The sequence below is a fragment of the Sphingobacterium sp. UME9 genome (assembly GCF_014170215.1).
GTDB classification, from domain to species: Bacteria; Bacteroidota; Bacteroidia; order Sphingobacteriales; family Sphingobacteriaceae; genus Sphingobacterium; species Sphingobacterium paramultivorum.
Window position 1 is genome coordinate 435,628 of record NZ_LZZP01000009.1, and the last position, 27,000, is coordinate 462,627.

Genomic DNA, 27,000 nt, shown 5'->3' on the forward strand with positions numbered 1-27,000 from the left:
GTCTAACATTAAGCGATCTGAGGAGGTTGCCAAATGGAAAAATAGGCATCTGCGCAATAAGGTTGTTTATAACGCGCATAAGCGTTTAATGCATCAGCATGTAAGGGTAAAATAAGCTGAGCTTCGATCACTGAAACAATAGGATTACATTGCAGGGAGGTGCGGCATGATTTTTCGCCACAATGTTTACCACAGTCATCCCCATGGTGATCTGATTTTGGCGATTCAGCTCTTTCATCTTTACAACAATCTTCTGTTCCGACGTCTTTTATATGTTGTCTTTCATCAAGACAACAGGATTTTTCTTCCTGTTTTGGCTTTTCGGACGGTTCGTGGCAGGCAAATAACCTATTTGGTGCTAAAAAAAGCCCCAGCATACAGATTACAAATACGATATTGCGTTTTGCCCACATAACGGATTAAATTTGAAAAGTAGAGATGTGCTACTTTGGAGGTAAATTTCGGTAGAATTTACGAATGTACAATTGTAATATTTCTTATTTTGTTTATAATATTTTGATTTGCTGTATTTCCGATTCTCGGCCTGACCACATAAAAACTATTTTTCGAGTCCTTTGATCCAGTTAAGCATCAACAGACAGCCGGGTGCATACACTCCTCCATGATCAAAACCCTGCAGTTGGTACAACGAGGTTTTGGTATGCCCAACCTGTTTTAAGATCGCTGCCAAATGTGCGTTTTCCTCAAACCGTGCGGCCATTTCCAATTGTTGATCGCCGGTGATCAGGAGAATTGGAGGTGCATCCTTCCGGGCAAAAGAAAGTGGTGCAAACTGGTCAATCTGGGGGATCACCATAGATTGACCACGTTCCTTTTTAATTGTATAATGCGTATTTGTTTGCCCACTAATCGGCGCCAGCCCTTTTATATTATTTGCATCAACACCAAATTTTTGAAGGTAATGTTTATCCAAACCAACCATTAAAGCCAGGTATCCGCCTGCAGAATGCCCCGACACATAAATTTTTGAGGGGTCTCCACCATAGCTGGCAATATGTGAAAATGTCCATGCAACAGCCTCAGCAGCATCTTCAATATAGCTCGGCGATTTCGCTTTGGGGCTTAGCCGATAATTTACAGCTACAACCGCTACACCTTTCTCTTTAAGTTCAAGTGGAATAAATTTATTTCCCTCCTCTAGTCCACCTCCATGAAACCATACGATGGTAGCAAAATTTTTACGATCAGTCGGGATATAGATATCCAATTTACAACGTTCTTTCTTATAAGAATCTGGTTCATCAGGTTTACAATAGGCAACGTCGGTTGTCGTTTTATATTGCTGCGCAAAAATCAAACTTGGTGAAAACAGAAAAAAGAAGATAACAAGCAATTTGGAGGACATTATAAATCGTATTTAAGTGTTAAATAGCTTAAAGTTAACAAAACTCAATCAAAACTATTTGGTTGAGCTAAAATAAGTTTCAACTTTACACTTTTTATTTTATATTGATAATTATCTGGCGATAGATATAACAAAACCCAAATTTTCCTGTTATTAACTTAGAAAACATCATACATTATATGGAACAGATAAAGATTGAAACCCATATCAACGTACGCGTAGAAACGATCTGGAATGCGTATAACTCAGCCGAAGATATCATGCAATGGAACCATGCTTCAGATGATTGGCACTGTACAAGCTCAATCAATGATTTACGCATTGGCGGAAAGTTCAAAAACCGCATGGAGGCAAAAGATGGATCCATGGGCTTCGATTTTGAAGGCAGCTATACCGCGCTTGACCCCTTTAAAAAAATAGCCTATGTTATGCCTGATGGCCGTCATGTTGAAGTCAACTTCAATGCAAAAAAGTCTGCTACGGATATCACGATAATTTTTGATGCAGAAACGGAAAATCCAATTGATATGCAACGTAATGGATGGCAAGCCATACTCGAAAATTTTAGATCCTACGTTGAAAACACCTATGCAACGACACAACTCGGGTAATCGTATTAATGATGAACGAACTTAGCTTGTCTTTTCATGCAATCATCTTTTAAATAAAGGATATGCTTAGGATTCTTAAAAGTATAGTTATATTTAGCCACTAATTTATCTTCCCTTCTCCATTAAAAGCGGGGAACGATACCAACAAAATGCGATAAAAAGATTACATATGACAATAATTAACAATTATGAAGAGTATAAAGCCTTTGAAGGAAAATCATTAGGCGAATCCCAATGGCATGTTATTGATCAAAAACAAATTAATCAATTTGCGGATGCAACACTTGATCACCAATGGATTCATTTAGATAGCGAAAAGGCCAAAACGGATAGTCCTTTCAAATCAACTATTGCCCATGGCTATCTGACCTTGTCTCTCATTCCTTATTTATGGAAACAAATTGCTGAAGTAAGAAATGTCAAAATGGAAATCAATTATGGGATTGAAAACCTACGTTTTGCACAACCCGTTTTGGTTGACAATGCTGTACAGCTACATACACAAGTAAAATCGGTGGTCAATTTGAGAGGGGTTATTAAAGTTACCATTGAAGCTACATTGAAAATCAAAGACAGTGCAAAACCGGCTTACGTGGGTGATGTTATCTTTTTATATCATTTCAATTAATTCCAACATTAGACTATAGGCCATTAGCGAATTCTTATACATGCGCAATAGCTTTCAAATAAAACTTATTACAAATCATAAGGATTATCCTTATGATTTGTTGCTTTTAGCAGACGAAACCATTCATGCAATCGACAAATACCTCTATGAATCGATGGTTTATGTTGTCTATGAAACGGAAAAACCTATCGCTGTTTTCTGTTTATATCCGGTCAATACGGATACATTAGAAATTAAAAACATCGCCGTATCAACAGAGTTTCAAAGTATGGGGCTCGGAAGTCAACTGCTTGATTTTATCAAGGAGAACTACCAGCAATACCCGAACCTGATTGTAGGTACCGCAGATTGTGGTCTGGCTCAAATTCGTTTTTATGAACGAAATGGCTTTGTTAAATACGCCATCCGCAAAGATTTTTTCATCGAAAATTATGAGCTGCCTATTTATGAAAATGGTCAGCTGTTGAAAGATATGATTATGCTGAAGTATACGTTAAATGCCTAAAGGCAAAAATAAATATAGACGAGTACCGGTATTGATAATCCCAACCACAGCACTACCCCCTGTAGTATTGCTTTAAAACCTACTGCCAACAAAACCTCCCTAGACAAGCTTGCTCCAATTAAAAACAAAGTTAAGGTAAGCCCCATCTTTGAAATAGGAACGACATAGCCTCCTATATGCTGAAAAAAAGGGATATAACTTGTTAAGATAACCGCCAATACAAATAGACCAATAAAATATGGTATTTTAATGCTCGTCCCTTTGGTCTTGAATGCTACAGCACTTAAACAGGCGATCGGAATAATCCATAAAGCTCTAGTTAATTTTACGGTTGTCGCGACCTGTAGTGATTCATTACCATATTTACTCGCTGCACCAACGACAGAACTGGTATCCTGTATAGCAACCGCGCACCATAAACCAAATTGTGTCTGGCTGAGATCAAGCAAATGACCAACAACAGGAAATACAAATAAAGCAATGGCATTCAGTACGAATATGGTCCCTAGCGCCACACTTACTTGCTTCTCATTGGCTTTTATCGTCGGTGAAACCGCCGCAATGGCACTTCCACCACAAATGGCAGTGCCGACAGAAATCAAATAAGCGGTCACCTTTTCCAACTTGAGTAACCTACCCAATAGATAGCCCAATGATAATGTTCCGAGAATAGAAATAACTGTTAACACAAACCCTTGCTTACCCGTTTGGATAGCCGTATCGATATTCATTCCAAAGCCAAGTCCAACGACAGAAATCTGTAACAAAATCTGTGTTGCCCTGTGATTGACTGCCAGAAAGGGATGACCGATCCATTGTGCTACAATAATGCCCAAAAGTAAGGCAAGCGGAGCTGAAACGAATGGCGTAAGACACAATACAAATAAGAGCATAAAAATGATTTCCCGAACGGAAACTTTTCGATTGAGCAACTGTTTATAACGAATTGTCGTATTTATTTTTTTGTCCATGACAATGATACATTGATTGGCACAAAATTGAATAACTCTCAATTATTTTAAAAGACACAATTATAAATGAGTCATAACAATTAGTTATAATAAAAAACTACATTTTAGCCAAATAGCTAAAGAATACGCTATAAAAACGAAATAATCCTTATGGTAGAACATTAAAATACTACGATAAATGATTATATTTCAAATAGGTTACAAAACATATGGATTAAACTCGACTTAATAATTATATACCGATGAAACTGACAGCCATTCATCCCAAACTGCCCATGCGCAACAAAACCATCACAAAGGATTTTTATCTACATAAACTTGGATTTTCATTATGTGGCACTGCCGACTATGAAGGGTATCTGATGTTGAAGAAAGATGATATTGAAATTCATTTTTTTGAATTCCAAGAACTTCCACCCGAAGAAAATTATGGTATGGTTTATATACGCACAGACGATATTGATTGTCTGTATGAATCTTTTAAAGAAAATAACGTTGAGATTCATCCCAATGGTAAACTTGAGATTAAGCCTTGGGGTCAGCGTGAGTTTTCGATTTTAGATCCCGACAGCAATCTACTCACCTTTGGCGCCGATACTTAGACATCGAAAAGCCCACTAAAGATTGCTAAAAATCAGCGAGGATCCGTAGTGGGCTTGGTATTGTTTGTATGGGTTCTTAGCCGAAAAGGTCTGAACTCAAATAACGATCACCTCGGTCACAGGCAATAAAGACAATAAGGCCTGCTTCGATTTCATTTGCAATTTTAAGTGCTCCGGCAAAAGCTCCGCCGGTACTCATTCCGGCAAAAACACCTTCGCGCTTGACAAGCTCCCGCGCAAACTCGGTTGCTTCCTGTTGGGATATATCGATTACACGATCTACCCTGCTCGGATCAAAAATCTTGGGCAGATATGCTTCGGGCCAACGCCGTATACCTGGTATCGAGGATTCCGGAGTAGGCTGGCAACCTACAATCTGAATAGCTGCATTTTTCTCCTTCAGATAGATGGAGTTTCCCATAATTGTACCTGTAGTGCCCATAGCGCTTACAAAATGTGTAATCTTTCCTTCGGTATCACGCCAGATCTCAGGTCCCGTTGTCTTGATATGTGCTTCGTAATTATCCGGATTTGCAAATTGATTCAATATAAAATAGCCTTCTTTTTCGGCCTTTTCTTCTGCATAATCGCGGCATATTTCCATGGATTCCAATAAGGTGACTTTAGCGCCATAAGCCTCCATCGTAAGTGTTCGCTCCCGTGTTGAAGAAGCCGGCATCACAAGCTCAAGGTTAAGTCCATATATACCTGCAATCATAGCCAGTGCGATTCCGGTATTACCACTCGTTGCCTCAATCAATTTGCTATCTTTTGTAATGTCACCGCGCTCCATCGCCGAGCGGATCATATTTAGTGCCGCACGGTCTTTCACCGAACCAGCAGGATTATTCCCCTCCATTTTCGCAAATATCCGCACCTTGGGATTTGTATGAAATTGTGTTATCTCGACTAAAGGCGTATTTCCTATGGTATCTATGATATTTCCCATGGTATCTATATTATTGGTTTCGAATCTATAAATTTTGAGGTGGCCTGATGATATACGGTGGTGTAAGGCTCTACAGAACTTGTCAACCAAACATTCCCGCCAATGACCGAATGATGGCCGATGTGTGTTTCACCGCCGAGGATTGTGGCCCCTGAATAGATAATGACATGATCACCGATTGTCGGGTGGCGTTTTACATTGGAAAACACCTTATCAACACTCAGCGCGCCCAAGGTTACACCCTGATAAAGCTTCACGTAATTACCAATGGTGCAGGTTTCACCGATGACTAATCCGGTGCCATGGTCAATATGCAGATGATGGCCTATCGTTGCTCCGGGATGGATATCAATGCCTGTTTTGGAATGGGCATGTTCCGTCAATATACGCGGTATCAAAGGAACACCCAAGCGATGCAGTTCATTGGCCATCCGGAAGATACAGATGGCAAAGAAACCGGGATAAGTACGCACGACTTCTCTTTTATTCTGTGCTGCTGGATCCCCATCCATCAAGGCATCCGCATCCCAGCACATCAATTCATAAAGCTGTGGAATCCGTTCAAAAAATTTGTGCGCTACTTCCGAATGATTACAACTTTGACAAGCTTTGGATTTGCTTAAGAGCTGCTCCAGTTCTAATTCAAATTGTTCAAAAGCGAGCTTCACATCATCGACCGATTTCATCTCGCTAGAATTTCGTTCGGGGAAGAGCACATCCACAATTCGGATAGCCCAGCCGCAGATCTTCTTGTTAGAAGGCATTTCTAGAACAGCCAGTTGCTGTTCATAGATATGTTGATAAAAATCATGCATCTTCACTAGTTTATTAAAACAAATATACTATACAATATTGATAGATTAAGCCTTATTATCAAAACTTAGCCCCTTTGACCATCACGTATTGTCCCCTGATCAAGGGAGCACATCTTTTAATTTACAGAACCAGACGCTCAAACAGCTCCTTCAATGTTGCTTCGGGGTCCTCACATAATCCGGGATGTGATGCCGAACATTGAATCAGGGTACTCCGCTTTGCGGTCAGCCATCGAAAGCGTTCGGTGATATCCAGTGCAGCAAGTTTGCCGGCATCTTTTTCGCCGTGGCAGATTCGTTGGAAAGATGAAAGATGATTTTCGATCAATTCCAATTCAATATCCGGACAAAGCGACCGTACCTTCTGTTCATTGACAAGATAAACCATCTTCGCAAAACGATACTTACGACAATAAAGAGCTACGCCTACATTGATAAATTCCTCTCGCTCCACCCGTGGTATCAAACGTACCACAGCATACTCATATACGGTCTTTTCTGGCATCTTCTATTTGTTTTACAAAAATGGATGAATTGGCTACACGCCGTTTCAGGAAAGAAACATACACTTCGCGCGCATCGGCTGCAGAGAGCTCACGTTCGGCATCTTCCAGCCACTCATCGGGAACCACCGCCAATATTCCGCGAAATACCGCCTCCGTAAAAACGGAACGGTATTCCTGGTCTATTTTCTCCACCATACTTGCATTTTTGAGCAGTACGTGATCTTTAATCTGAACAAATGGTTTTAGGGATTGTTCTTCCCAATTATCCCAACTGTGATGAAAATATAAAGAAGCGCCGTGATCTATCAACCAAAGTTCTTTATGCCATATCAGCATATTTGTATTCCGCACAGTACGGTCTACATTCATCAAGAGTGAATCCAACCAAACAATTTTCGATGCTTCCTCCGCGCCGATAGCATCGACATTCGCGTCAAATGTGATGGCTCCACTCAGAAAATGAAGTCCCAGGTTTTTGCCCACACTAAATTTGAGCAGATCCTGAATTTCTTCATCGGGTTCTGTACGGCCAAAGGATTCGTCCAACTCCGCAAATACAATTTCGGGAACTCTTAATTTTAGTAATCTTGCCAGCTCTCCGCCGATCAATTCCGCGATCAATGCTTTTCGTCCCTGACCTGCCCCTCTAAATTTTATAACATAACTAAAGCCGTCATCGGCATCGACTAATGCGGGTAAAGACCCTCCTTCCCGAAATGGCTGAACATATCGGATGATCTCTACTTCTCTAATAACAGGTTGTTGAAAATCCATGAATTTATATTTTTACTATCTTCAAAGTTGGCAAGATACCTTGCAAACTGATCAAACTTATCTAAAGTTACCCATATTTAAACGTTTGGGGATATAGGAAACAAGAAATTCACGCCATGCACTTGCACGATGCTGTTGCCCCTAGCCCCTGCGAACTTTTAATTGTGGTAATATCCAAAATTATTGTTTATATTTTAGCAATAAAGCACAAATTGTACATTCATTTGACCGTTGGAAGTATTATTTTCTAATTATATTTGTAGTGTAATCACAACTTGTCTCATCAAGTTTCTTCAATCAACGATATGGATACCATTCAGGAATATAACAGTGTTATCAAACATTGTCAGGATTTATTTATTAAAAAAACAAAAGATTATGGAACGGCATGGCGGATTATGCGCCTATCTTCCATTACGGATCAGATTTACATTAAAGCACAACGTATACGCACGCTAGAAATCAAAAAGGTTTCCAAAGTAGGCGAAGGAATTGTTGATGAATATATCGGTATTATCAATTACTGTGTCATGGCCATGATTCAGATTGATTTGGGTGAAGATGGTGAAGAAAATTTGGATCCAACCTTTGTAAATCAGAAATATACAGAAAAGGTTACCGAGACCAGAGATCTCATGCTTGCCAAAAACCACGATTACGGTGAGGCATGGCGCGATATGCGTGTTTCTTCCATGACAGATCTGATCTTAATGAAAATACACCGCGTCAAACAAATTGAAGATAATGATGGGCAAACCCTGGTTTCTGAAGGCATCCATGCCAACTATCAAGATATGCTCAATTACGCAGTTTTCGCATTAATTAAATTAGGAATCGCACAACAATAATCGGATTATGACAGTTACACAGCAGCGTACCAAAACAAATTATCTTTTAGGATTTTGCCGGATTTTCACGGGACTTCTTTTCATATTCTCAGGTTTTATTAAAGCAAATGACCCGACAGGGTTTGGCTATAAGCTTCAGGAATACTTTGAGGTCTTTCATCTCACAGCTTTTAATGAATACGCTACTGCCATCGCTGTAGTGATCTGTGGTTTTGAAATTTTGTTAGGAGCACTGTTATTATTGGGGGTCTATGCGAATACCGTTGCCTGGGGCCTGCTACTACTGATTCTATTTTTCACTTTTCTAACCTTCTATTCGGCATTTTTTGAGGTCGTGACCTCTTGTGGCTGTTTTGGGGATGCCATTCCACTTACACCTTGGCAATCATTTTCTAAAGATCTAGTGCTCTTGGCGTTGATCCTTATTATATTTTTTAACCGAAAGCAATTACGATCAATTATCAAAGGATCAGGCAATCAATTCGTTGCTACTGTGATTACAGCTGTTATCTCTTTAGGTATTGGTGTCTATACCGTAAACTACCTCCCGTTTATTGATTTCTTACCCTACAAAGTTGGCAACAACTTACCTTCATTAATGGTGCTTCCTGAAGGCAAACAAGGCGATTTGTTTGAGCAAATCTATACCATGAAAAACAAAAAGACGGGTGAAACAAAAAAGGTCAATGACAAGGTCTATATGGCTGACAAGCTATGGGAAGATGAATCGTGGGAAATTATAGGTGAACCTGAGAGTAAATTGGTCAAAAAGGGATATGATATTCCTATTCCTGATCTCTTGATTACGGATGCCGACGGAGCAGACCATACGCAAGAAATCATCGCTAATCCGTATTACAATCTTGTTATCGTTGCAAAGGATCTTTCTTCGACCAATATTGATGCTATCCAAAAGATCAATCAGGCAGCCATCCAATTAACAAAAGATTATAATGGGCTTCGTATTGTTCTATTGACTGCTTCGGCATCCAAAGATGCCCAATATCTGAGTGATAAAATGCAATTAATTGCGGAGATATTCTATGCCGATCTCATTCCTCTGAAAAGCATGGTCAGGGCAAATCCTGGTGTACTCCTCCTAAAGGGAGGCAACGTCGTCGGAAAATGGCACTATAATAACTTTCCGGATGCCAAAACCATTGAAGATAAATTTCTAAGTAAAGACAAATAGTACCTATGCCTAAACCTATATTTTTGATTGGTTATATGGGAAGTGGAAAAACTACCCTGGGTAAGAAACTTGCCACTAAACTCGAACTCCCTTTTATCGACACAGATGAGGAGATCGTAAAACAAATTGGCATGAGCATTACCGAATATTTTAGTCAACATGGTGAAGACGCATTCCGGGCATTAGAACGCGAGCAATTGCGTAAATTTTCTGAGAATGCTGCCGTAATATCTACCGGTGGTGGTGCCCCCTGTTTCTTTGACAACATGGAATGGATCAAGGCGAATGGATATGCCGTCTATTTACAGATGTCACCTAAAGCACTTTTTGACCGTCTTTCTCAATCTAAACTACACAAAAGGCCCATTCTAATCGGAAAATCACCTGAGGAACTACGGCTATTTATTGAAGAGAAGTTGATCGAAAGAGAACCTTATTATACACAGGCCCATCTGACAGTCGACCAATTAAATACCAGTGTCGAGGCACTAGCCGATCTGATTAATCAGCACAATAGATAGACAATGAATATACGTATACGCCACTACTTCCTTTTATTGATCTGCTTTATCGTAAGCAGTTGCTTTCGTAACGGAGCCAATACGGATGGCTTGCCAGTGGGTAAACGTATACAGCTCCAAAATGTGGAGGAATTATATCAGTTTTTGACCTATGACGATAATCGTTATCCATTGGTCAGTTTGCATCGTGGTGGCCCCACATCTGGATACCCCGAAAATGCAATCGAAACGTTTTCCTATAATGCGAGCTTGCAGCCAGTCCTTGTTGAATGTGATGTTCGCATCAGTAAAGACTCAGCGCTGATATTAATGCATGACAATACGCTAAACCGAACAACCACCGGCAGAGGGCCTGTGAATGCCAGCAGTTTGGCTGAGCTCAAAAAGCTTCGTCTATTGGATAATAACAAAAAGATAACGCCATATAGGATCCCCACGCTGGAAGAAGCACTTTCTTGGGGAAAAGGAAAGGTAATCTTCACCTTAGACATTAAAAATGATGTCCCTTATGAAGCCGTTATCAATGCAATTCGCAAACAAAGGGCAGAATCTAGCGTAGTCATCATCACGTATAGTGCCAACCAGGCGGCCAAAGTGCACAGTCTGGCTAGCGACATCATGATTTCGGCCTCGGTCAATAATCTGGATGACCTTGCTCGTCTAAATGAAAAAGATATCCCCGACAATCGCTTGTTAGCCTTCGTCGGAACCCGTGAAGCAGACCCAGCATTGACCAAAGTACTACATGACCATGGAATCATGTGCATATTGGGTACACTGGGAAACTTAGACAGACAGGCCGACAAAAAAGGCTTTCAAGTTTATGCCGGATTTATTGATCGCGGTGCAGATATATTAAGTACAGATCGACCTACAGAGGCAGGGCGAGCGCTAAATTTCTACATCAAGAAAAGAGGAATTACTTCGAAATTTATTCAGTAAGATTCCTAACTTGTGCCTAATTCTATTCGTTTAATACTTGGATTATCTCGATATATCCCTTCAATCTTTTTTAGCACGTACAATTCTCCCGATCAATTTATAGACCTCAAACCATAACACTGATGCTGCAGCCACGGAGAGCGCTATCCCCAATTCATATCCGCTCAGGGCTGCTACAGCAAAAAATTGGGCGACCGGAGCAACATATAATATCACGGCTAAAAATAGAAGCACAGCGATCGAAATACCCACGAGCAGCAAGTTTCGGTTTTTAAAACTTTCAAGGATACTATAGTGGAAAGATCGGTTAGCATAACTCAACAAAACATTGGCAAAGATTAAAGTAGCGAAAACCATAGCCCTCGTTTTTTCCTCTGTTCCCCCCTGCTGAACAGTAAACTGATAAACAAATAGAATCCCTATAGTGATTATCAGGCCTTGAACAATGCTTATTCCGAGCTCATTTATACTCAAAAAAGTGTCGCCCATAGCTCTAGGAGGTCGTTTCATCGTATCCTTTTCAATAGGTTCATTTTCATATACAATCGAGCAGGTGGGCCCCATGACCAATTCGAGGAAGATCACATGCACAGGGCTAAAAATCTGCGGAAATACCCAGCCTAAAAACAAAGGTAGTGATACGGTCAAAATAATGGGGATATGAATAGAAATGATGTATTGAACCGCCTTCTTGATGTTTGCGTAAATCCTTCTTCCGGCTGCTATACCAATGATTAACTTTTGTAGATCGTCATTTGTGATAATCAACGCCGCGGCTGATTTTGCTATTTCAGTACCTTTATTGCCCATAGCAACGCCGATATGGGCTGCTTTTAATGCTGGGCCATCGTTTACTCCATCGCCAAGCATCGCCACAACCTCGCCTTTCTTTTTAAGGGCATTTACAATAGCCAATTTAGCATCGGGAAACATTCTGGTAAATAAAGTTGTTTGCTCCGCTATCGCCATAATTTCAGCCTCGGACCTATTGACTATTTCACTGCCATTTATCGGCGGAGACAAAATACGAATTCCGGCCTGAGCCGCTATTGCTTTAGTCGTATCGGCATTGTCGCCAGTAATTACTTTGACTTTAATCCCGGCTTCATAAATATCTTGGAACACTTCCTGGATACCCTTTTTGGGTGGATCATAAAATACGGTCAACCCTAAAAATTGGAACTCAAAATCCTGTTGCTTCGCGGGGAAATTATTGCCTTCGAATTTCGCTTTCCCCACACCCAATAGACGAAAGCCCTGCTCTCCATAGGATTTAACAATAGCCCTAATTTTATCTTTCTCACTATCGGGCAGCTTCGATACGCTAAGTATAGCCTCCGGTGCCCCTTTGGCAGCAATAATCCGATCTTTTCCTGTATTTTCGAAAAGATGGGTCATCATCGGCGGTTTACCATCTAAAGGATATTCATGAAATAATGCATATTCCTTTCTGAGGTCCTGCTTTTGCGTTTTTTCATATATTTTATGCAACGTAATTTCCATGGGGTCAAAAGGCACAGGCTCACTGCTCCACATCGCATAATCGATAAGCTCTCTTAAATCGGACTCATCAAACCTTTCCTGATCATAAGATGAATCCGTAGCATAATTATAGAGGTATTTCAATTGCATGGAATTCTCTGTAATGGTCCCGGTCTTATCTGTGCAAATCACCGTTGTACTACCCAAAGTTTCAACAATACTGCTTCTTTTGATTATAATCCCCTCCCGCATGAGTTTCCATGCACCAAGCGCCATAAAAGTTGTAAACGCAACAGGAATCTCTTCCGGCAATACAGACATGGCCAAAGTAAGTCCATTGAGCAAGCTCGCCACTAAATTACCACTGTCAATAAAACTGTATAGACATACGATTAAAAAAATTAGGATACCGACAATGGCCATTGCTTTTACAAACTTTTGGATTTGCACCTGCAACGGTGAAATTTCTTCCTTGATATTTTTGATCGATTCACCTATTTTCCCAACACGGGTCTCTTTACCGATTTCAGTAACTTCAAACACAGCCAGGCCTGAGACCGTAACCGTCCCGCCGTAGACCAGATTATCTTCAGATTTACTGTCCTTAAAGACGGAAAAACTCTCCCCCGTCAACGAAGATTCATTGACAGAAAAATCGTTACTATGTAGAATACGACCATCAGCGTTTATAATTCGACCTTCCTCTGTAATGCAGAGATCCCCCACAACAATCTCATGTGTTGGAATTTCACTAACCTTCCCATTTCGAATCACGATGCTTAATGGTTCATTCAGCTTTTCCAATTCCTCCAGGGCTTTTTTGCTACGATTATCCTGATAAAAAGAAATAGCCGTAACAGCAACAATAGCGACAAACATAAATACAGCCTCTCCGTAATTCCCCACAAAAACATAAATCATCGAGATGATAATCAACAGAATCAGCATAGGCTCCTTCAAAATATCCACAAGCAGTTCAAACCATGTATTCTTGTGATTATCGCTCAATTGATTCCAACCATATTTAGCGCGAGAGGCATTAACCTCAGCTGCGGAAAGACCTTTCAGATTATCGGGAATATTATATGACATATCGAATGAACTAGGTTACCTAAATATAATGAATAATTCTTGTATCCAGGAGTTAAATCATCTGTCGACGATCATCTCCTTCACATGTAACATCATGTTACAATCTTTTATTTACAACTTTTACTTTTTGTAAAAAAGAAAGGCTACATGACTTATCAGCAACATATTAGCATAAAATTTACCTTATAATACTTTTCTTTTATTGCATATTTCTATTACAATGATATATTTGCGCAGAAATTCATTTGGGGACTTTGAATTTTATATTAGCCAAAAGCAATTTTACGATCATTTTTCCAATAATGCCAAGACAGCTTCTTGCTATTGAAGTCCTTCTTTGCTACCTATGTTTTCAGATCAGGTAAAACACAAAGAGAAGCTGGAAACTAAACATATTGTTAAAATATTTCTGTACCTATCGTTAGATATGGAATAGCATCTAAACTTGTTGTGGCCTCCATAATAGTATATTAATAATAAAAACAAGATGGTCATCTTAATTGCAGAAGATAATGAGTTGATATTACGGACAGTTCAATACAAACTGATCAAGGCAGGTCACGAGGTTATCACTACCACCAATGGAAAAGATGCAATTGAAAAGCTCAATACAATGGATCTAGATCTGATCATTACCGACATTATGATGCCATTTGCTTCGGGGATAGAAGTACTTTCTTCCATAAAAAAGCTCGAGAAAAAAATCCCCGTTATTGTACTTTCCAACATGGGACAAGAGGAAGTCGTCATTGAAGCTTTTGACCTTGGCGCTTCAGATTTTATGGTGAAACCGTTTAGCCCAGAAGAACTCCTGTTGCGGGTCAAACGACTGACGAGCAACAACATTTCAGCTAGAGCCATCCCAGATCGCTTGTAACGAAGAACGGGCAGTTTTCTTCACTTGAGCGTGCTTTCAATTGACTAAATCCATTTCTTCAATAATTTAAAAACTTTGCTCTTTTTAGCATAGGGTGGATAAATCAACGTAGAAACTGAAAATTTAGATTGAAACATGACAGCCCTTTCGTGTGAAAATGCCTTAAAGCCAAACTGCCCATGACAACTGCCCATGCCACTGCCATTGACACCACCAAAAGGCAAATGCGGGTTGGAAACGTGAATCAAAACATCATTCACACAAGCCCCTCCTGAGGACACCTGTTTCAGGATATATTGAATATTAGACTTGTTATTGCTAAATATATATAAAGCTAAAGGCTTTTCAGCGCGATTAATGAGTGCTAGAGCCTCTTGTAGGTCTTCATAGGTTACTATTGGAAGTATAGGACCAAATATTTCTTCTTGCATAATTGGATTGTCAGCCTTTACATCGATCAACAATGCCGGACTTAATGTCAGATCGTCCGCCAATTGCCCTCCTTCGCGCAGTTTTGCCCCACATGCTGTTGAATTCGCGATTAATGAAACAAGACGACTAGCGTGCTTTTGGTTAATGATCTTTGCATAAACTGTTCGATCCAGCTGCCCATCTTCCGTAAAAAACATACTTTTAATCGCCTTTAGATAATAGTTTACAAATTCATCCCGCTTATCTTTAGGCAAAAGAACATAATCTGGCGCAATGCAGGTTTGGCCTGCATTGATTAATTTTCCCCAAGCAACTTTATGGGCAGTCATTTCCAAATCTGCAGTCTCATCTAATATAACGGGTGATTTTCCACCAAGCTCCAAGGTTACAGAACTGAGATTGCGGGAGGCAGCCTGCATAACAAGTTTACCTACTGCTGGACTCCCGGTGAAGAAAATATGATCAAAGGGAAGCGCTAATAGTGCTTCGGAAACAGGCTGTTCACCTTCAATACAGGCCACTTCCCGTTGGTCAAATCCTTTGGTCAAGATCTCCCCAATAACTGCAGACGTGAATGAACTATGTTCTGAGGGCTTTAAAATCACACAATTGCCCGCTGCAATAGCTGAAATCAAAGGACTCATTGTGAGCTGAAAAGGGTAGTTCCAAGGCGATATAATGAGCGCCGTACCCTTAGGTTGGTAGGTAATTGTACTTTTAGCAAAAAAATTGGTCATCGAGCGGCCAACCTGTCTAGGCTTCATCCATTTTCGTAAATGTCGTATTGCAAATGCTATTTCACCGTAAATAAACAATACTTCGCTTATGGCGGCTTCACTTCGTGACTTCCGTAAATCTTTTTCGAGCGCCGCATAGATTAAATCCTCATGACTTTCAATAAGCGCCCTTAGCTTGTAGAGTTTCTTTATACGCTCCTGTGCACTGCTAGACCGTAATTCATATTTAAAAAGCTGCTGCTGTTCAAATATTAAACCTATCTGATCCGTTAACGTCTCTTTGTTCATACCAATTGAAGATCAATATTATTATTTTTTTGATGGCATATTATTGATCCATTGGCGAATCAGATCCACACCTTCTTTATGTATTATACTTCTGGCCAACTCCGGCATCGCCGTACCGGGTTCCACACTGTTCATCCGATAAAGCAGGATAGAATGCTTGGCATCTCCGGGAACCACATCAAAATCCAAGCCACCTGCTCCACCTCCAGCTGAAACAGGAGCTTTACCAATACCAAGGTGGGAAGGAATTTTCACATCATAATCCAGGAAAAGCCCCGTATTATAAGCGTCTCCCCCTTTGGTATGGCAATGCGCACAATTCACATCTAAATAGGCTCTTGCCCGTTGTTCCAAACTGAATTTGTTTTCATCGGTCCATATAGGCAATTGCGGTACTTTCTTTAGATCGGGCATATTGGACACCCGGCCAAGGGAAAGCCATTTGGCTAGTTGGTTGATCGAATCACCTAATCGCACAAAATTGAGGTTTCGGGCTTTTGGACCTATGGGCATCAGTTTGGAGCTATTGTTATGACAGCGCTTGCAATCGTTGGTGTTGGGTACCATATAGTTTGTCGTATGCTTATTGCCCGCATTATCTATCAATGTAATCGGTAGTTTAGCACCGCGAATATGTTTAATAGCATCGGTCTGCCCATCATTCCACAGATAATTCATCACTTTCCAGGCATGATCAGCTGGATCCTTCACCAGTAAGCGCGTCTCTATCAACACTTTTTGCCTTTGTTCATTTATGTAGGAGAAATTCTTTATAATAATGGTTGAGTCGGGAAAATCTAACGGACCATACGCTGTGTAGCCTATTTTCCCTCCTTTTGGCAAGACAATAAAGCGGTCTTTAACGGCATAATCAGAAAATAGGGGCGTGCTCAGATCGTAGCCCAAGATATCAGCTCTTGCCACTAATTGGTTTAGTTTTCCAGTAAAAAAGCCGTATTCGGACAGTCGTTCTCTAAATTCAAAAGAGACAGCCCTATGATCTGATGATTTCTTTTGCCCCTGCCGACAGCTCTGTTGCAGCAAAAGCAGGATCACACTCAATATTCCGATACAGACGAGGGCAAATTTTGTTGGTTTCACTGTTATTTGCATTGAAAAGGTTGTACATTACTTGAGGGTTTCCACTTCGCCGGTTGACCTGCGTGACTAAAATCTGCCGATACAAACATATTCTCACCCGGCTGATTGATACAGATGGAATCCGGGTTTTGAGTATGACCATTCGTGATCACATTACTGGTAATACCATCATACAATATGGCAGGAATCCGCTTATTTTTTCGATCCGGCTCAACGCTATTCAACTGGGCTTCAGTAGCAATAATCAATTGACCGATACGATGCTCATAAGCTGCTTGCGGGAATTTATCCCCCATCTTAATGGTATTTCTATAAATTTTAACATGTGTGGGTATGGGGGAATAATTTGCATTGATGCGTTCCGCAGCTTTTTCATCCACAGCAAAACCTGAAGCAATCGTAATCGCAGACGTATTGTTTTGTTCGATAACATTATCGTAAATTTCAATATTTGATGTAGAAAGAATAATGATACCACTTCCCGGAGATGCATTCCCTACTCCCCAAAATGTTCCGAAACTCCCACCTTTGGCAAAATTTTTAAAATTATTATCATAGATTTTATTGCGATATGCCTTTACCCTTCCACCGCGTTGTGAAAGTTCAGGCAGATCAAAAATCAGAAATCCGGCTGTATTTCCATAGAATTCATTATCGTAAACTTCAGCATCTGTTGTATTTTCAATTTCACAACCTGCCACATTTTTCGCTGCTTTGCATTTCCGCACAATGACACCTTTTGTCTGTCCAACATAGATACCTGCATCTGAAGCCCCTTCGGCATAACAATTCTCAACAAGCACATTTTTACAGAGCACAGGATAAATCCCATATCCGCCACTTGTAGAATCGGCCGAGCTCCATATACTATGAAGATTTGAAATGACAACGTCTTGGCTATTGTTTATCTTCAATAGATCTCCTTTTGAATCACGAATGGTCATATTCCCAATCGCTAAACCTTTCACATCAGTAACCCGGATTCCCTCTCCTCCCTGTGTCTGACTGGAAAAATCAATAATTGTCTTATCATAGCCCTCGCCTTCAATCTTAATATGATTTACTTGCGCAATGCTCAGATTATCGAAGGAGTATTTTCCAGCTTTTAGCACGATATTGGTGCTATCTTTAATGGAAAGGAAAGCTTCTTCAATAGCCTCTTCTTGTCCAGGAGTAAACGTAAGGACTTTGTAACTGTCTTTCGATTGGTCGGCACAGCTGTACAGGAAGGAAGCTGTGACCGCAATACCAATCAATTGTTTTAAATATCTTTTCATGTTCTGATTTATTTAGTTTTTGATTAGAAAATATTATAAGCATAAGTGACATAATACACTGCTCCTATACGTGGATTAGCAATTCCTGTCGAATAATACTTGTTTGTGATATTGGTCCCCCCAATACGAATTCCGGATCGAGCCTTAACAAATTTATAGCTCACTTGCGCATCGATCACCGCTGAGCTTGGCACTTGACCTGCGGCAAGTCCTCCAGACACAACATAATAGTACCCCGGTTTATAACGTAAGGAAGTACTAAAAGACCAAACCTGTTTTTTCCCAAAGCCACTATTCGCGAATTCAAGATTAAAGTGATAATGTGGTGTATTGAAATTGTTAATTTGACTATTGTTCTTATTTTTTAGGTAGTCAGAATAATAATTGGCCTTGGTCACAAAATTCCGGCCTAGATCCAAACTAATACTCGCGGCATATCCATAGGTATTTACGGTCTCTCCGCCATTAAAAGCGATATTATACTGAACATAGGTCGCATGATCTTTAAAAGCATTGTAATCATCGCTTCCAGGAGTATTGGCAACATTGGCATAGCCAATAAAATTCTTCCAAGTTGAAAAATACCCCAACACATCGATCATCACCCGCTTGCCCAACATAGCTGCATAGCCCAGTTCGAAAGCATTAACCGACTGCGGCTTAATATCATCAAATTTAAATTTCTGAAGTACGGTTGGATCGTTCGATTGCTGAAACTTTTGCACGCTTTCCAAGGTGTAAGGAGGATAGCGATCAAATTGATAATTATCGATCAACAACAGCGATGAACCACCGGAGGAATAGCTATTATAACCGTTTAAGGTATTTTGCAAGGCTTGTATATTAGAGGGGAAACTATACGCATTCTGATAAGAAAGGCGTAAATAATTCTGATGAAACAAATCAAACACCAGTGATGCTCTTGAAGTTAACTTTGGCTGAGCAAACAACGTATTCTTATCGTAACGGAATGAAGTGGCAATATTAAGGCGATCATCCAATACTTTTTTGGCGAGTTGCAGGTAAGCACTGTACTCTTTTACATGAATCGGCTTATCCTTATCTGGGAATAATGTATTTTTTGAATTTAGATTGTACAAGCGCCAATTGACACCTGCAATCACCTGCATAAATTTTACGAGATCTGAGAAATTATACTGTGCTTCGGCATTGTACAATTTGCTACGGTCCAAAAACAGCGTTCCACCCTGCGATATTGGTGTATTGCTGATACTATCTTTAAGTCTATTGAACAGCGGTGTTCCAAGTTCGGCACGTCCTTGATCGGCTAACGTGCGTGCCGCTAGATGAGCGTCTGTGAGCGAAGTACCTGAAGCAAGTGCATTTAAGAGACCGGCAGTATACTCAGGATACCAGCCACCTGTTCCTCCATCGTAACTTGTTTTCCAAGATTCATTGATATATTGTGCCGTCGGCCCTGCAACCAGTGTCCTCCCCGAATTTTCTTGGGTCGTATACGTTCTGAAAAACCATTTATCCCCACGAAGCTCCAGCCGATATTGCCCTACTTTAAATCCTTTCAGCTGATAACGCGTATCGTTGGTATACACAATATTACCTGTACCAAAAGTGGCTGAAGCGATGGCTTCAATAGTGGTGGAAACCTTGTAACGAAATTCACCATTGATTTTAAAGAGCTTGGCTCTATTATCGAGATAGCCATATTCGGGGTATCCAGTCCGGGCAACATAATTTGGATTTTTCAGTAGGGGCTCGATTAGGGGGGCCAATTCCGGATTTCCCTGAAGTGCACCTTCCAAAAAGGGATTAATATCTGTCGAAGTCGCTCCTCCATACAGGTTAACCCCATTATAGTTTGGATCTGTCAGCGCTGTCCCAGGACCGTTTTTGTTGGTTTCATCGTTGGCTACCCAATCTTTTGCCTGTGTATACTGACCATTGATCTTGAAAGCAATTTTATTCCCCATTTGTTTTGCATAGCGTATAGCCCAATCATAATAGGGTGACGTAGGCACAGGATCATTGTTCTTTTTATGATTGATATGGTTGACACCTTGAGTCACCAACACACTTAATCCTTGATATTTAAACGGATTTTTACCTGTGGCAACCATCGTACCATTCAATCCCCTTGACCCATACAAGGCTGAAGATGCTCCAGACAGCACCTCTATATTATCGACATCAAGTTGAGTTAGCCCGATGACCGATCCGAGCGGAAAATTCAGTCCTGGCGCCTGATTATCCATCCCGTCTACGATCTGAGTAAAGTTGGTGTTCCCACTGGTATTGAACCCACGCGTTGTAACACTGGTAAAACCAATACTGGATACGGTAACATCGACTCCTCTCAAGCCTTGAAGCATATCCATGTAATTTAATTGTGCAGCATTACGAATGTCTTTGCTGCTCATTTGCTCAATTGTTACTGGCGCGGATAGTTTACTTTGTACGGTTCTACTTGCAGAAACAACAACTTCCTGCCCCAAAATGGGCGATAAATTCAAAGAAATATGCAATGGAGATGACAGGTTATTCACCAAAACTTCTTTCGATTCATACCCGATAGCGGAAATATACAGCGTAATGGGTAGTGGTCTATTTGTTTTCAGCTGAAAACGCCCTCGATCATCCGTGAAAGTACCTTCCTTTCCGTTTTTTACGTGAATCGAAACTGCATAGGCCGGCTCGGATGTTGAGCTATTGCTGACCTGCCCATTGATGATCTGTTGTGCAGACAAACTAAATGGCACACAGATACAGAGAATCTGGATTAATAAGGCAATTTTTTTCATGTTTATATTGGTTAGCGTATTATTATCGCTTCAATGCTTCACCTTACCCGCCATGATTCTCCAAAAATGGACAATCGAGAATTACATTCTGAGCCCTCTAAAAATTAGGCTGACTAGAAAGTTGGTATCCCGAAGACTTTGTGCATAGTCAATTTCAACCTGCCGCTTCAGTATCGCCTGCTGCTCTGTGCTATGTTTCAATGCATTAGCAAAATTTATAAGTACAGAAGCTATATTTTCAGGATCTGTTAGATCCAATTTTTCATGTGCAATGGCCTGCGTGAGAAGCTTAGTAAGAAAAGCTTTCTCTTGCACCATCATTGCATCATATAGTTCAAAAAAACGAGGTAAAATCTTATCAAGTGATTCGACAGACACCCTATTCATATTTAGCACATTGGTATAATAGTTCAATCTCGATTCTAAATAAAAAGAAATCTGATTCTCCACTCCCTTCTTTTTCAATGTACTTTTTTGTAATGTATCGATAAAAGATTGTCCTTCTCGTATTGCTACTTCAATAAAAATATCCTCTTTGTTCTTGTAATAATAATAAAGAGACGTTTTGTTCAATCCCACAGTTTTAGCAATGTCTTCCAAGGTTGTTTTTTCCAATCCATAACGCTCGAAACATTCCATGGCCGCCTGTCCAATTCTTTCTTTGACCTGTTCCTTTTTATTCATCTAAAATAAAGTTAGTAATATATTTTTCAATTTTCAAACATTTAAATAAAATGTTTGAAAATTGAAAAATATATCAAGATGTAAACATAACACTGTTAAAAGTCAAATACATACAGACTTAACATGTTACGCCAAACATAGACAAATTGATTTTTAAATAAAAGAAGTATGCGATCTTATTCAGGTTTATTCGCGACAAAATTGTCTTTACTGCACTTTTTTAAGGGGCTCCGTTTTCTTTTCATCAAAGTATCCTGACTCCATCTTCTCTATTTTGTTTCCTGTTAAAACAGTCCAGCAATAAAAAACAGACCAATCACAGGTTGTTTATTTGGAAAAGCAGACTCCTCGCAAATAGAATATGACTATGATGTATATAGTTGGGGATATTTTTAGATTATCTACAAAAAAAAAGCACTAAAAGAGAAGTAGTTACAAATCATTTATTGTTTATCAAAACATTAAAAAAAATCTTTGGCAAACTATTTGTTTGAACAGCGAAAGCTTTCTAATCGGAAACACACAACTTATATTTTTTTAAATTATCATGAAAAAAGTAATTCTACCTTTTCTAACACTTTTTACGCTACTATTTGTTGCTCATCAGCAAGCAAACGCACAAACTCCGTATCGGACAGCCATTGGTCTTGGAATAGACGTCGGCGATGGTCAAACGTTATTCGGTCCACAGATAAAACACAATTTTGGTGGAAATGACGCTGGAAATGCACAAGTATTATTTGGAGACAATATTACTGTTATCGGCGTGGATTATTCATACAACAAACGTATTCCTGGATCTCGAGGTCTTTCATGGTACATTGGTGTTGGTCCACAAGTATCATTTATTGATTATGGTAAATGGCACGACGACTGGTATGACGACTACCATTGGAAAGATGGAAAAACACATACTGATTTTGCGATCCGTCCAGCTTTGGGTCTAGAGTTCAAAATACCTTCTGCGCCATTGGCCATGCATTTCGACTGGAAACCTTGGTGGAATCTTTCTCATGGTTCTAATTTCGAGCCATCGCGTTTTTCTTTAGGATTTAAATTCGTTTTGAAATAGCATAACGCGAATACAAATAACAAAAATCCTGCTCATCATCGGTGTGGCAGGATTTTTTGTTTTCACCATTAAGGTGTTTTTATCTTTACACCGACAAAGTATGTCTTTGGCATGTTGGGCCCATAAATGTAATTGCTATCGCGATTTTTCCCGGTATCAAAATCAGTTTGATACGCATTAAAAATATTTTTTACCCCTGCATAAAGCTCAATGACATTTTTGTATTTAGGTAAGTTAAATGCATAAGCTACTTTACTATTGAGTTCCGAAAAGGCTCTTGTCCGTACCATTTGATCGTCAGGAAAATTATCTGCTCCCCCGACATGGGCAAGACGCATATTTCCCGTATAAACATAGTTTAAATTGATTGTCCAGGGTTTACTTCCTGTAATATTGAGGTTGGCAAAACCATATTCGTTGGGTGTCCGCAAAAATGATCGAATTGGAGCTACTCCTTCCAAATACGACACCGGACTATCATACCTGCTTTGCTGCACTGTCAATCCAGTTTCCAACTGAATCTTCTTAGCATAATTTGCACGTAATTCCAATGTTCCTCCGGCTACAGTTGCGTTGTTTCCATTTCGCTTTTCAAAAATCTTCCCAAAATTATCTGCACCGATTTCCTCAAGCAAAAATGCATTATTCAGGTGTGTATAAAATCCTTCCAGGGTGAAGCCTGCTATCCACGTTTCAGTTGCTTTATCGTAGTTTATCGAACCACTTAGGCTTTTTGAACGCTCCTCCCTTAAATCGGGGGATAACTGTACACGCGATACGCCGCCACCAGCAAATGCAATATGCAGGTCGGTATCAAATGCCTGTGGCGCTCTAAAGCCGGTTCCATAGCTTAATCGAAATTGTGTTGTTGGGGCATATTTATAAAGGAGTGCTATTCGCGGACTGACAACAACTTTATGCAATAAATTATGTTTGTCAACCCGAACACCCGACAATACATTAAACTTAGTCGCCAAATCCCAATCACTTTGAAAGAAGCTTCCCCAATCTTTGGTATGCTGATCCACGAGATAATTATAACTCGGAATTTCGTCATAAACTTTGTCAGAAACATACTCCGATCCAATGGTCAATACATTACGACCACTAAAGAAATTGCGGATCTCATGATTCAATTGAAAACCTCCCTGAAGTGTTGTTGTTTTAGAATCCCCATAAGGTGGATGCTTAAGATGATTTTCAATCGCCTCAGGATCATCTGGAAATACGCCGGTATAATGTTTTCTATTGGTATTTTGAAAAGCAGTATAGACGATGAATGCCGATTTATCTTGATTGAAGTTAATCTGATAATCCGTGCTTCCCATCCAAATTTTATGATGCCGCTCTTCTGACTGCAGTGTTAAATACGCAGGTTTATCGGTCATTTCACCACCGAAACGATATTCATTCAGGTTGCTTAAGGAGACTTCTAATTTTTGATTATCCGAAAACTGATAGAATGAATTAATTCCTAAAGAGGTATTTTCAATTTTGGGCATTTCAGAAAAATTATCACTATTTGCATCATAGAAACCACGATCCCGCTTGTTGAAGAAGAATGAAGTTCCGGCATTCCCCTTCTCGTTGACTAATGTTGCATTACCCCCGAGGTTAAAATCATTTGCCCCCCCACCTATACGCTGATAGAAAGAATTGATTTCATAGCTGTTTGCCCGTGGGAGCTTTGTAATCACATTCACCGTTCCGCCAATTGCGCTTGAACCATACAATGAGGAGCCGCCTCCGCGAACGACTTCAATTTTTTCAATCATATTGACCGGAAGTTGCTCCATGCCATAAAGTCCCATCAACGGACTGAAAATTGGCCGACCGTTAATCAGAATCTGTGAATAACCACCCTGAAGTCCATTCATCCGCAATTGCGTATAGTTACAGGTCTGACAGTCTGTTTCTACGCGCAATCCGGGTTGAAACTTCAAACCCTCCGAAAGATTACACACTTGTAGATTGTCCAAAGTCTTGCTATCCAAAACATTTACCATTACAGGACTCTCTGTTTTGCGTTTAAATGTTTTGGTACCCGTTACCACAATTTCATCCAGCAAAAGTTCAGCCCCATCTAACTGAATATCTTTGGTCAATACCCCTGGACCGACTTTTACTGAATCACGGAATTCCTTAAATGCAATGTGTTTTACTTCCACTTCCCAGGTACCATGGGGGATACTTTCAACGATATACCTTCCCGAATTGTTCGACTTGGTACCTATCTGTAATTTTGGAATAACAACGGATGCTGCTCCTAACGGCACACCATTCTTATCGTAAACCTTACCAGTAATCTTACCTGTCTGTCCAAAGGAAATAAATCCTGTAAGCACCATGGCTATTGTCAAATGAGCACTGTACCCTTTCATCATGTTTTGCTTTTTTATATTTATAATTTAGATTAGCAAATCTAACAAGTTAGATTAGACTAACAAAATAATTATAACATAATTATTAGACACGGCTAATATTTAATAAATTTGTCTTATGATTTCACAGACCGAAGAGAATTACTTAAAAGCATTGTATAACCTCACTTACCTAAAGGGTGATGCGAATGTCAATGAAATAAGTAAAAGGCTCGACATCAAGATGCCTACAGTAAATAGTATGATGAAAAAACTAGCCGACAAAGGTTTCGTTCATTATGAAAGCTATAAACCATTGCGGTTAACTGAAGAAGGAAAGAAAGAAGCCGCCCTTATTATCCGGAAACATCGACTTACTGAAATGTATCTGGTTGAGAAAATGGGGTTTGCCTGGGATGAAGTCCATCAGATTGCTGAACAGATTGAGCATATCCATTCGCCCGAATTTTTCAGTAAAATGGATGAGTTATTGGGTTATCCGACTGTGGATCCCCACGGGTCGCCAATTCCCGATTCTAATGGGGTTATGCCTTTGGAAAACTATGTGTTTCTAAATAGTTGTAAAGTAGGTGATATAGTTACATTAATGGCGGTTCAGCCATCTTCTAAGGAGCTTTTACAATATTTGACAGCGAAAAATCTCGAGCTCGGTACGACTTTAACAATCAAATCAATAGAACCGTTTGATGCTAGCATCACAGTGGAATACAAAGAAAGGCCAACGGAAGTGCTAAGCAGCAAAGTCACCGCAACACTACTTGTACGCCTTATTGCCTAAACTAGGAGAGAATGAGATCCAAATGTTATTTTTTGAAATGAAATCTACTGTTATTTCTCTTTATTAAGAAAAAAAATGTTAGAAACAACTAACAAAAACAAGTAAATCTTTAAAATGCTAAACCCGGAGAATCTATAGAAATACGATAAATTATCGCTCTCTACAGTTCAACTATCAATTTGCAAAAATTGGGCGTTTATTCTTCAATTTGATACTTGATTGGTTGCCCGGTAGCAATCTCCCGTTCCAATATCTGCTCCGGAGAAAGATGTTCCAAAAACATAATCAGCGCTCTCAGGCTATTGCCGTGCGCAACAACGAGTACATTTTTACCTTCTTTCAGTTTGGGTGCTATAAAACGTTCATAATATGGAATAACACGTTCGTATGTATCTTTCAGGCTCTCACCTCCAGGCGGAGGCACATCAAAAGATCTGCGCCAGATATGCACTTGTTCAGCACCATATTTTTCGGCTGTTTCGGCCTTATTCAAGCCCTCAAGCTTTCCATAACCTCGTTCATTCAAAGCAGCGTCTATAACAATGGGGATGGGAGGATCGCCCATTTCATGCAAAATAATATTTAACGTATGCTGCGCTCTTATAAGTGTCGAGGTATACGCTATATCAATTGGTTCATTTGCCAGAGCCAGTCCTGCCTGCCGAGCTTCCTGTTGTCCCAATTCAGTAATATCAACATCTTGCCATCCCGTAAAGCGATTTTCCAAATTCCATTGTGACTGTCCGTGCCGGACTAAAAAAAGTTTTGCCATTATTTATCCAAAGTTTTTCT

Annotated in this window: 26 protein-coding genes; 11 read left to right on the plus strand and 15 right to left on the minus strand. The window is 39.9% G+C overall.

Annotated elements, in window-relative coordinates:
* Positions 1-8 precede the first annotated feature (8 nt).
* Together A9970_RS15035 and A9970_RS15040 are read right to left on the minus strand one after the other, a co-directional pair.
* On the minus strand, positions 9-413 hold the full coding sequence (locus tag A9970_RS15035; RefSeq protein ID WP_182982875.1) for a hypothetical protein: 405 nt from the start codon (positions 411-413) through the stop codon (positions 9-11).
* Between the two features lie 146 nt (positions 414-559).
* Complete coding sequence (locus tag A9970_RS15040; RefSeq protein ID WP_153847901.1) at positions 560-1,366, minus strand: alpha/beta hydrolase; 807 nt, start codon at positions 1,364-1,366, stop codon at positions 560-562.
* Between the two features lie 179 nt (positions 1,367-1,545).
* Here A9970_RS15040 and A9970_RS15045 point away from each other — a divergent pair, with 179 nt between their 5' ends.
* From A9970_RS15045 to A9970_RS15055, 3 genes are all read left to right on the plus strand, one after another.
* Positions 1,546-1,977: an SRPBCC domain-containing protein gene (locus A9970_RS15045; protein WP_153847900.1), complete on the plus strand. Its 432-nt coding sequence runs from the start codon at positions 1,546-1,548 to the stop codon at positions 1,975-1,977.
* 169 nt (positions 1,978-2,146) lie between these two features.
* Positions 2,147-2,605, plus strand: coding sequence for a MaoC family dehydratase (locus A9970_RS15050; protein ID WP_075991219.1), 459 nt, complete (start codon positions 2,147-2,149; stop codon positions 2,603-2,605).
* A gap of 40 nt (positions 2,606-2,645) precedes the next feature.
* Positions 2,646-3,110 carry a GNAT family N-acetyltransferase gene (locus A9970_RS15055; protein WP_153847899.1) on the plus strand — a complete coding sequence of 155 codons (465 nt, stop codon included), beginning with the start codon at positions 2,646-2,648 and terminating at the stop codon, positions 3,108-3,110.
* On the opposite strand, the gene A9970_RS15060 is transcribed toward A9970_RS15055, so the two are convergent.
* Positions 3,107-4,081 carry a YeiH family protein gene (locus tag A9970_RS15060; RefSeq protein ID WP_182982876.1) on the minus strand — a complete coding sequence of 325 codons (975 nt, stop codon included), beginning with the start codon at positions 4,079-4,081 and terminating at the stop codon, positions 3,107-3,109. The genes A9970_RS15055 and A9970_RS15060 overlap by 4 nt on opposite strands.
* Before the next feature lie 242 nt (positions 4,082-4,323).
* Between A9970_RS15060 and A9970_RS15065 the strand changes: the two genes are divergently transcribed.
* Positions 4,324-4,683, plus strand: coding sequence for a VOC family protein (locus A9970_RS15065; protein WP_182982877.1), 360 nt, complete (start codon positions 4,324-4,326; stop codon positions 4,681-4,683).
* 76 nt (positions 4,684-4,759) lie between these two features.
* Here A9970_RS15065 and cysM read toward each other — a convergent pair whose 3' ends face one another.
* From cysM to A9970_RS15085, 4 genes are all read right to left on the minus strand, one after another.
* Entirely contained in the window at positions 4,760-5,632 is an 873-nt protein-coding gene (cysM, locus tag A9970_RS15070; RefSeq protein WP_153847896.1) for a cysteine synthase CysM, read from the minus strand.
* A gap of 5 nt (positions 5,633-5,637) precedes the next feature.
* The gene (locus A9970_RS15075; RefSeq protein ID WP_075991214.1) at positions 5,638-6,447 is read right to left on the minus strand and encodes a serine O-acetyltransferase; all 810 of its coding nucleotides are present in this window, start codon (positions 6,445-6,447) and stop codon (positions 5,638-5,640) included.
* A 121-nt stretch (positions 6,448-6,568) separates the two neighbouring features.
* Entirely contained in the window at positions 6,569-6,952 is a 384-nt protein-coding gene (locus A9970_RS15080) for a DUF3037 domain-containing protein (protein WP_075991213.1), read from the minus strand.
* Positions 6,930-7,727 (minus strand): HipA family kinase, encoded by a 798-nt coding sequence (locus A9970_RS15085; protein WP_182982878.1) that lies wholly within the window; start codon positions 7,725-7,727, stop codon positions 6,930-6,932. The genes A9970_RS15080 and A9970_RS15085 overlap by 23 nt, the downstream gene beginning before the upstream one ends.
* Before the next feature lie 305 nt (positions 7,728-8,032).
* Here A9970_RS15085 and A9970_RS15090 point away from each other — a divergent pair, with 305 nt between their 5' ends.
* Genes A9970_RS15090 through A9970_RS15105 form a run of 4 tightly spaced genes read left to right on the plus strand, consistent with a single transcriptional unit; the run spans position 8,033 to position 11,230 of the window.
* Positions 8,033-8,575, plus strand: a complete 543-nt coding sequence (locus tag A9970_RS15090; RefSeq protein ID WP_088163452.1) for a DUF1599 domain-containing protein — start codon at positions 8,033-8,035, stop codon at positions 8,573-8,575.
* 7 nt (positions 8,576-8,582) lie between these two features.
* Positions 8,583-9,767: a BT_3928 family protein gene (locus A9970_RS15095; protein ID WP_182330031.1), complete on the plus strand. Its 1,185-nt coding sequence runs from the start codon at positions 8,583-8,585 to the stop codon at positions 9,765-9,767.
* Between the two features lie 5 nt (positions 9,768-9,772).
* A complete protein-coding gene (locus A9970_RS15100) occupies positions 9,773-10,288 on the plus strand; it encodes a shikimate kinase (protein WP_182982879.1) in 516 nt (171 codons plus the stop codon).
* A 3-nt stretch (positions 10,289-10,291) separates the two neighbouring features.
* The gene (locus A9970_RS15105; RefSeq protein WP_182982880.1) at positions 10,292-11,230 is read left to right on the plus strand and encodes a glycerophosphodiester phosphodiesterase family protein; all 939 of its coding nucleotides are present in this window, start codon (positions 10,292-10,294) and stop codon (positions 11,228-11,230) included.
* Positions 11,231-11,290: 60 nt separating this feature from the next.
* Here the strand turns inward: A9970_RS15105 and A9970_RS15110 are convergent, their stop codons facing one another.
* Positions 11,291-13,804 (minus strand): cation-translocating P-type ATPase, encoded by a 2,514-nt coding sequence (locus A9970_RS15110; protein ID WP_182982881.1) that lies wholly within the window; start codon positions 13,802-13,804, stop codon positions 11,291-11,293.
* A gap of 487 nt (positions 13,805-14,291) precedes the next feature.
* On the opposite strand from A9970_RS15110, the gene A9970_RS15115 reads away from it, so the two are divergent.
* Entirely contained in the window at positions 14,292-14,681 is a 390-nt protein-coding gene (locus A9970_RS15115; RefSeq protein WP_120335280.1) for a response regulator transcription factor, read from the plus strand.
* Positions 14,682-14,725: 44 nt separating this feature from the next.
* On the opposite strand, the gene A9970_RS15120 is transcribed toward A9970_RS15115, so the two are convergent.
* The 5 genes from A9970_RS15120 to A9970_RS15140 form a co-directional block, all read right to left on the minus strand.
* On the minus strand, positions 14,726-16,138 hold the full coding sequence (locus A9970_RS15120) for an aldehyde dehydrogenase family protein (RefSeq protein ID WP_182982882.1): 1,413 nt from the start codon (positions 16,136-16,138) through the stop codon (positions 14,726-14,728).
* Between the two features lie 21 nt (positions 16,139-16,159).
* A complete protein-coding gene (locus A9970_RS15125; protein WP_259655405.1) occupies positions 16,160-17,251 on the minus strand; it encodes an SO2930 family diheme c-type cytochrome in 1,092 nt (363 codons plus the stop codon).
* Positions 17,242-18,516: a parallel beta-helix domain-containing protein gene (locus A9970_RS15130; protein WP_182982884.1), complete on the minus strand. Its 1,275-nt coding sequence runs from the start codon at positions 18,514-18,516 to the stop codon at positions 17,242-17,244. Before A9970_RS15130 ends, A9970_RS15125 begins: the two co-directional genes overlap by 10 nt.
* Positions 18,517-18,539: 23 nt before the next feature.
* A complete protein-coding gene (locus A9970_RS15135; protein ID WP_159731939.1) occupies positions 18,540-21,293 on the minus strand; it encodes a TonB-dependent receptor in 2,754 nt (917 codons plus the stop codon).
* 81 nt (positions 21,294-21,374) lie between these two features.
* Positions 21,375-21,977 (minus strand): TetR/AcrR family transcriptional regulator, encoded by a 603-nt coding sequence (locus A9970_RS15140; RefSeq protein WP_182982885.1) that lies wholly within the window; start codon positions 21,975-21,977, stop codon positions 21,375-21,377.
* A 547-nt stretch (positions 21,978-22,524) separates the two neighbouring features.
* Between A9970_RS15140 and A9970_RS15145 the strand changes: the two genes are divergently transcribed.
* Positions 22,525-23,049 carry a hypothetical protein gene (locus A9970_RS15145; RefSeq protein ID WP_070564708.1) on the plus strand — a complete coding sequence of 175 codons (525 nt, stop codon included), beginning with the start codon at positions 22,525-22,527 and terminating at the stop codon, positions 23,047-23,049.
* Positions 23,050-23,117: 68 nt separating this feature from the next.
* On the opposite strand, the gene A9970_RS15150 is transcribed toward A9970_RS15145, so the two are convergent.
* Positions 23,118-25,433, minus strand: coding sequence for a TonB-dependent receptor domain-containing protein (locus A9970_RS15150; RefSeq protein WP_220801619.1), 2,316 nt, complete (start codon positions 25,431-25,433; stop codon positions 23,118-23,120).
* Positions 25,434-25,548: 115 nt separating this feature from the next.
* On the opposite strand from A9970_RS15150, the gene A9970_RS15155 reads away from it, so the two are divergent.
* Positions 25,549-26,208 (plus strand): metal-dependent transcriptional regulator, encoded by a 660-nt coding sequence (locus A9970_RS15155; RefSeq protein WP_182982886.1) that lies wholly within the window; start codon positions 25,549-25,551, stop codon positions 26,206-26,208.
* A gap of 196 nt (positions 26,209-26,404) precedes the next feature.
* Here the strand turns inward: A9970_RS15155 and A9970_RS15160 are convergent, their stop codons facing one another.
* Entirely contained in the window at positions 26,405-26,980 is a 576-nt protein-coding gene (locus A9970_RS15160) for a 2,3-diphosphoglycerate-dependent phosphoglycerate mutase (RefSeq protein WP_182982887.1), read from the minus strand.
* Positions 26,981-27,000 lie beyond the last annotated feature (20 nt).

Coding starts and splice junctions, on each gene's coding strand:
- A9970_RS15035 (WP_182982875.1), bottom strand. CDS start 413: ATGTGGGCAAAACGCAATATCGTATTTGTAATCTGTATGCTGGGGCTT.
- A9970_RS15040 (WP_153847901.1), bottom strand. CDS start 1,366: ATGTCCTCCAAATTGCTTGTTATCTTCTTTTTTCTGTTTTCACCAAGT.
- A9970_RS15045 (WP_153847900.1), top strand. CDS start 1,546: ATGGAACAGATAAAGATTGAAACCCATATCAACGTACGCGTAGAAACG.
- A9970_RS15050 (WP_075991219.1), top strand. CDS start 2,147: ATGACAATAATTAACAATTATGAAGAGTATAAAGCCTTTGAAGGAAAA.
- A9970_RS15055 (WP_153847899.1), top strand. CDS start 2,646: ATGCGCAATAGCTTTCAAATAAAACTTATTACAAATCATAAGGATTAT.
- A9970_RS15060 (WP_182982876.1), bottom strand. CDS start 4,081: ATGGACAAAAAAATAAATACGACAATTCGTTATAAACAGTTGCTCAAT.
- A9970_RS15065 (WP_182982877.1), top strand. CDS start 4,324: ATGAAACTGACAGCCATTCATCCCAAACTGCCCATGCGCAACAAAACC.
- cysM (WP_153847896.1), bottom strand. CDS start 5,632: ATGGGAAATATCATAGATACCATAGGAAATACGCCTTTAGTCGAGATA.
- A9970_RS15075 (WP_075991214.1), bottom strand. CDS start 6,447: ATGCATGATTTTTATCAACATATCTATGAACAGCAACTGGCTGTTCTA.
- A9970_RS15080 (WP_075991213.1), bottom strand. CDS start 6,952: ATGCCAGAAAAGACCGTATATGAGTATGCTGTGGTACGTTTGATACCA.
- A9970_RS15085 (WP_182982878.1), bottom strand. CDS start 7,727: ATGGATTTTCAACAACCTGTTATTAGAGAAGTAGAGATCATCCGATAT.
- A9970_RS15090 (WP_088163452.1), top strand. CDS start 8,033: ATGGATACCATTCAGGAATATAACAGTGTTATCAAACATTGTCAGGAT.
- A9970_RS15095 (WP_182330031.1), top strand. CDS start 8,583: ATGACAGTTACACAGCAGCGTACCAAAACAAATTATCTTTTAGGATTT.
- A9970_RS15100 (WP_182982879.1), top strand. CDS start 9,773: ATGCCTAAACCTATATTTTTGATTGGTTATATGGGAAGTGGAAAAACT.
- A9970_RS15105 (WP_182982880.1), top strand. CDS start 10,292: ATGAATATACGTATACGCCACTACTTCCTTTTATTGATCTGCTTTATC.
- A9970_RS15110 (WP_182982881.1), bottom strand. CDS start 13,804: ATGTCATATAATATTCCCGATAATCTGAAAGGTCTTTCCGCAGCTGAG.
- A9970_RS15115 (WP_120335280.1), top strand. CDS start 14,292: ATGGTCATCTTAATTGCAGAAGATAATGAGTTGATATTACGGACAGTT.
- A9970_RS15120 (WP_182982882.1), bottom strand. CDS start 16,138: ATGAACAAAGAGACGTTAACGGATCAGATAGGTTTAATATTTGAACAG.
- A9970_RS15125 (WP_259655405.1), bottom strand. CDS start 17,251: ATGCAAATAACAGTGAAACCAACAAAATTTGCCCTCGTCTGTATCGGA.
- A9970_RS15130 (WP_182982884.1), bottom strand. CDS start 18,516: ATGAAAAGATATTTAAAACAATTGATTGGTATTGCGGTCACAGCTTCC.
- A9970_RS15135 (WP_159731939.1), bottom strand. CDS start 21,293: ATGAAAAAAATTGCCTTATTAATCCAGATTCTCTGTATCTGTGTGCCA.
- A9970_RS15140 (WP_182982885.1), bottom strand. CDS start 21,977: ATGAATAAAAAGGAACAGGTCAAAGAAAGAATTGGACAGGCGGCCATG.
- A9970_RS15145 (WP_070564708.1), top strand. CDS start 22,525: ATGAAAAAAGTAATTCTACCTTTTCTAACACTTTTTACGCTACTATTT.
- A9970_RS15150 (WP_220801619.1), bottom strand. CDS start 25,433: ATGATGAAAGGGTACAGTGCTCATTTGACAATAGCCATGGTGCTTACA.
- A9970_RS15155 (WP_182982886.1), top strand. CDS start 25,549: ATGATTTCACAGACCGAAGAGAATTACTTAAAAGCATTGTATAACCTC.
- A9970_RS15160 (WP_182982887.1), bottom strand. CDS start 26,980: ATGGCAAAACTTTTTTTAGTCCGGCACGGACAGTCACAATGGAATTTG.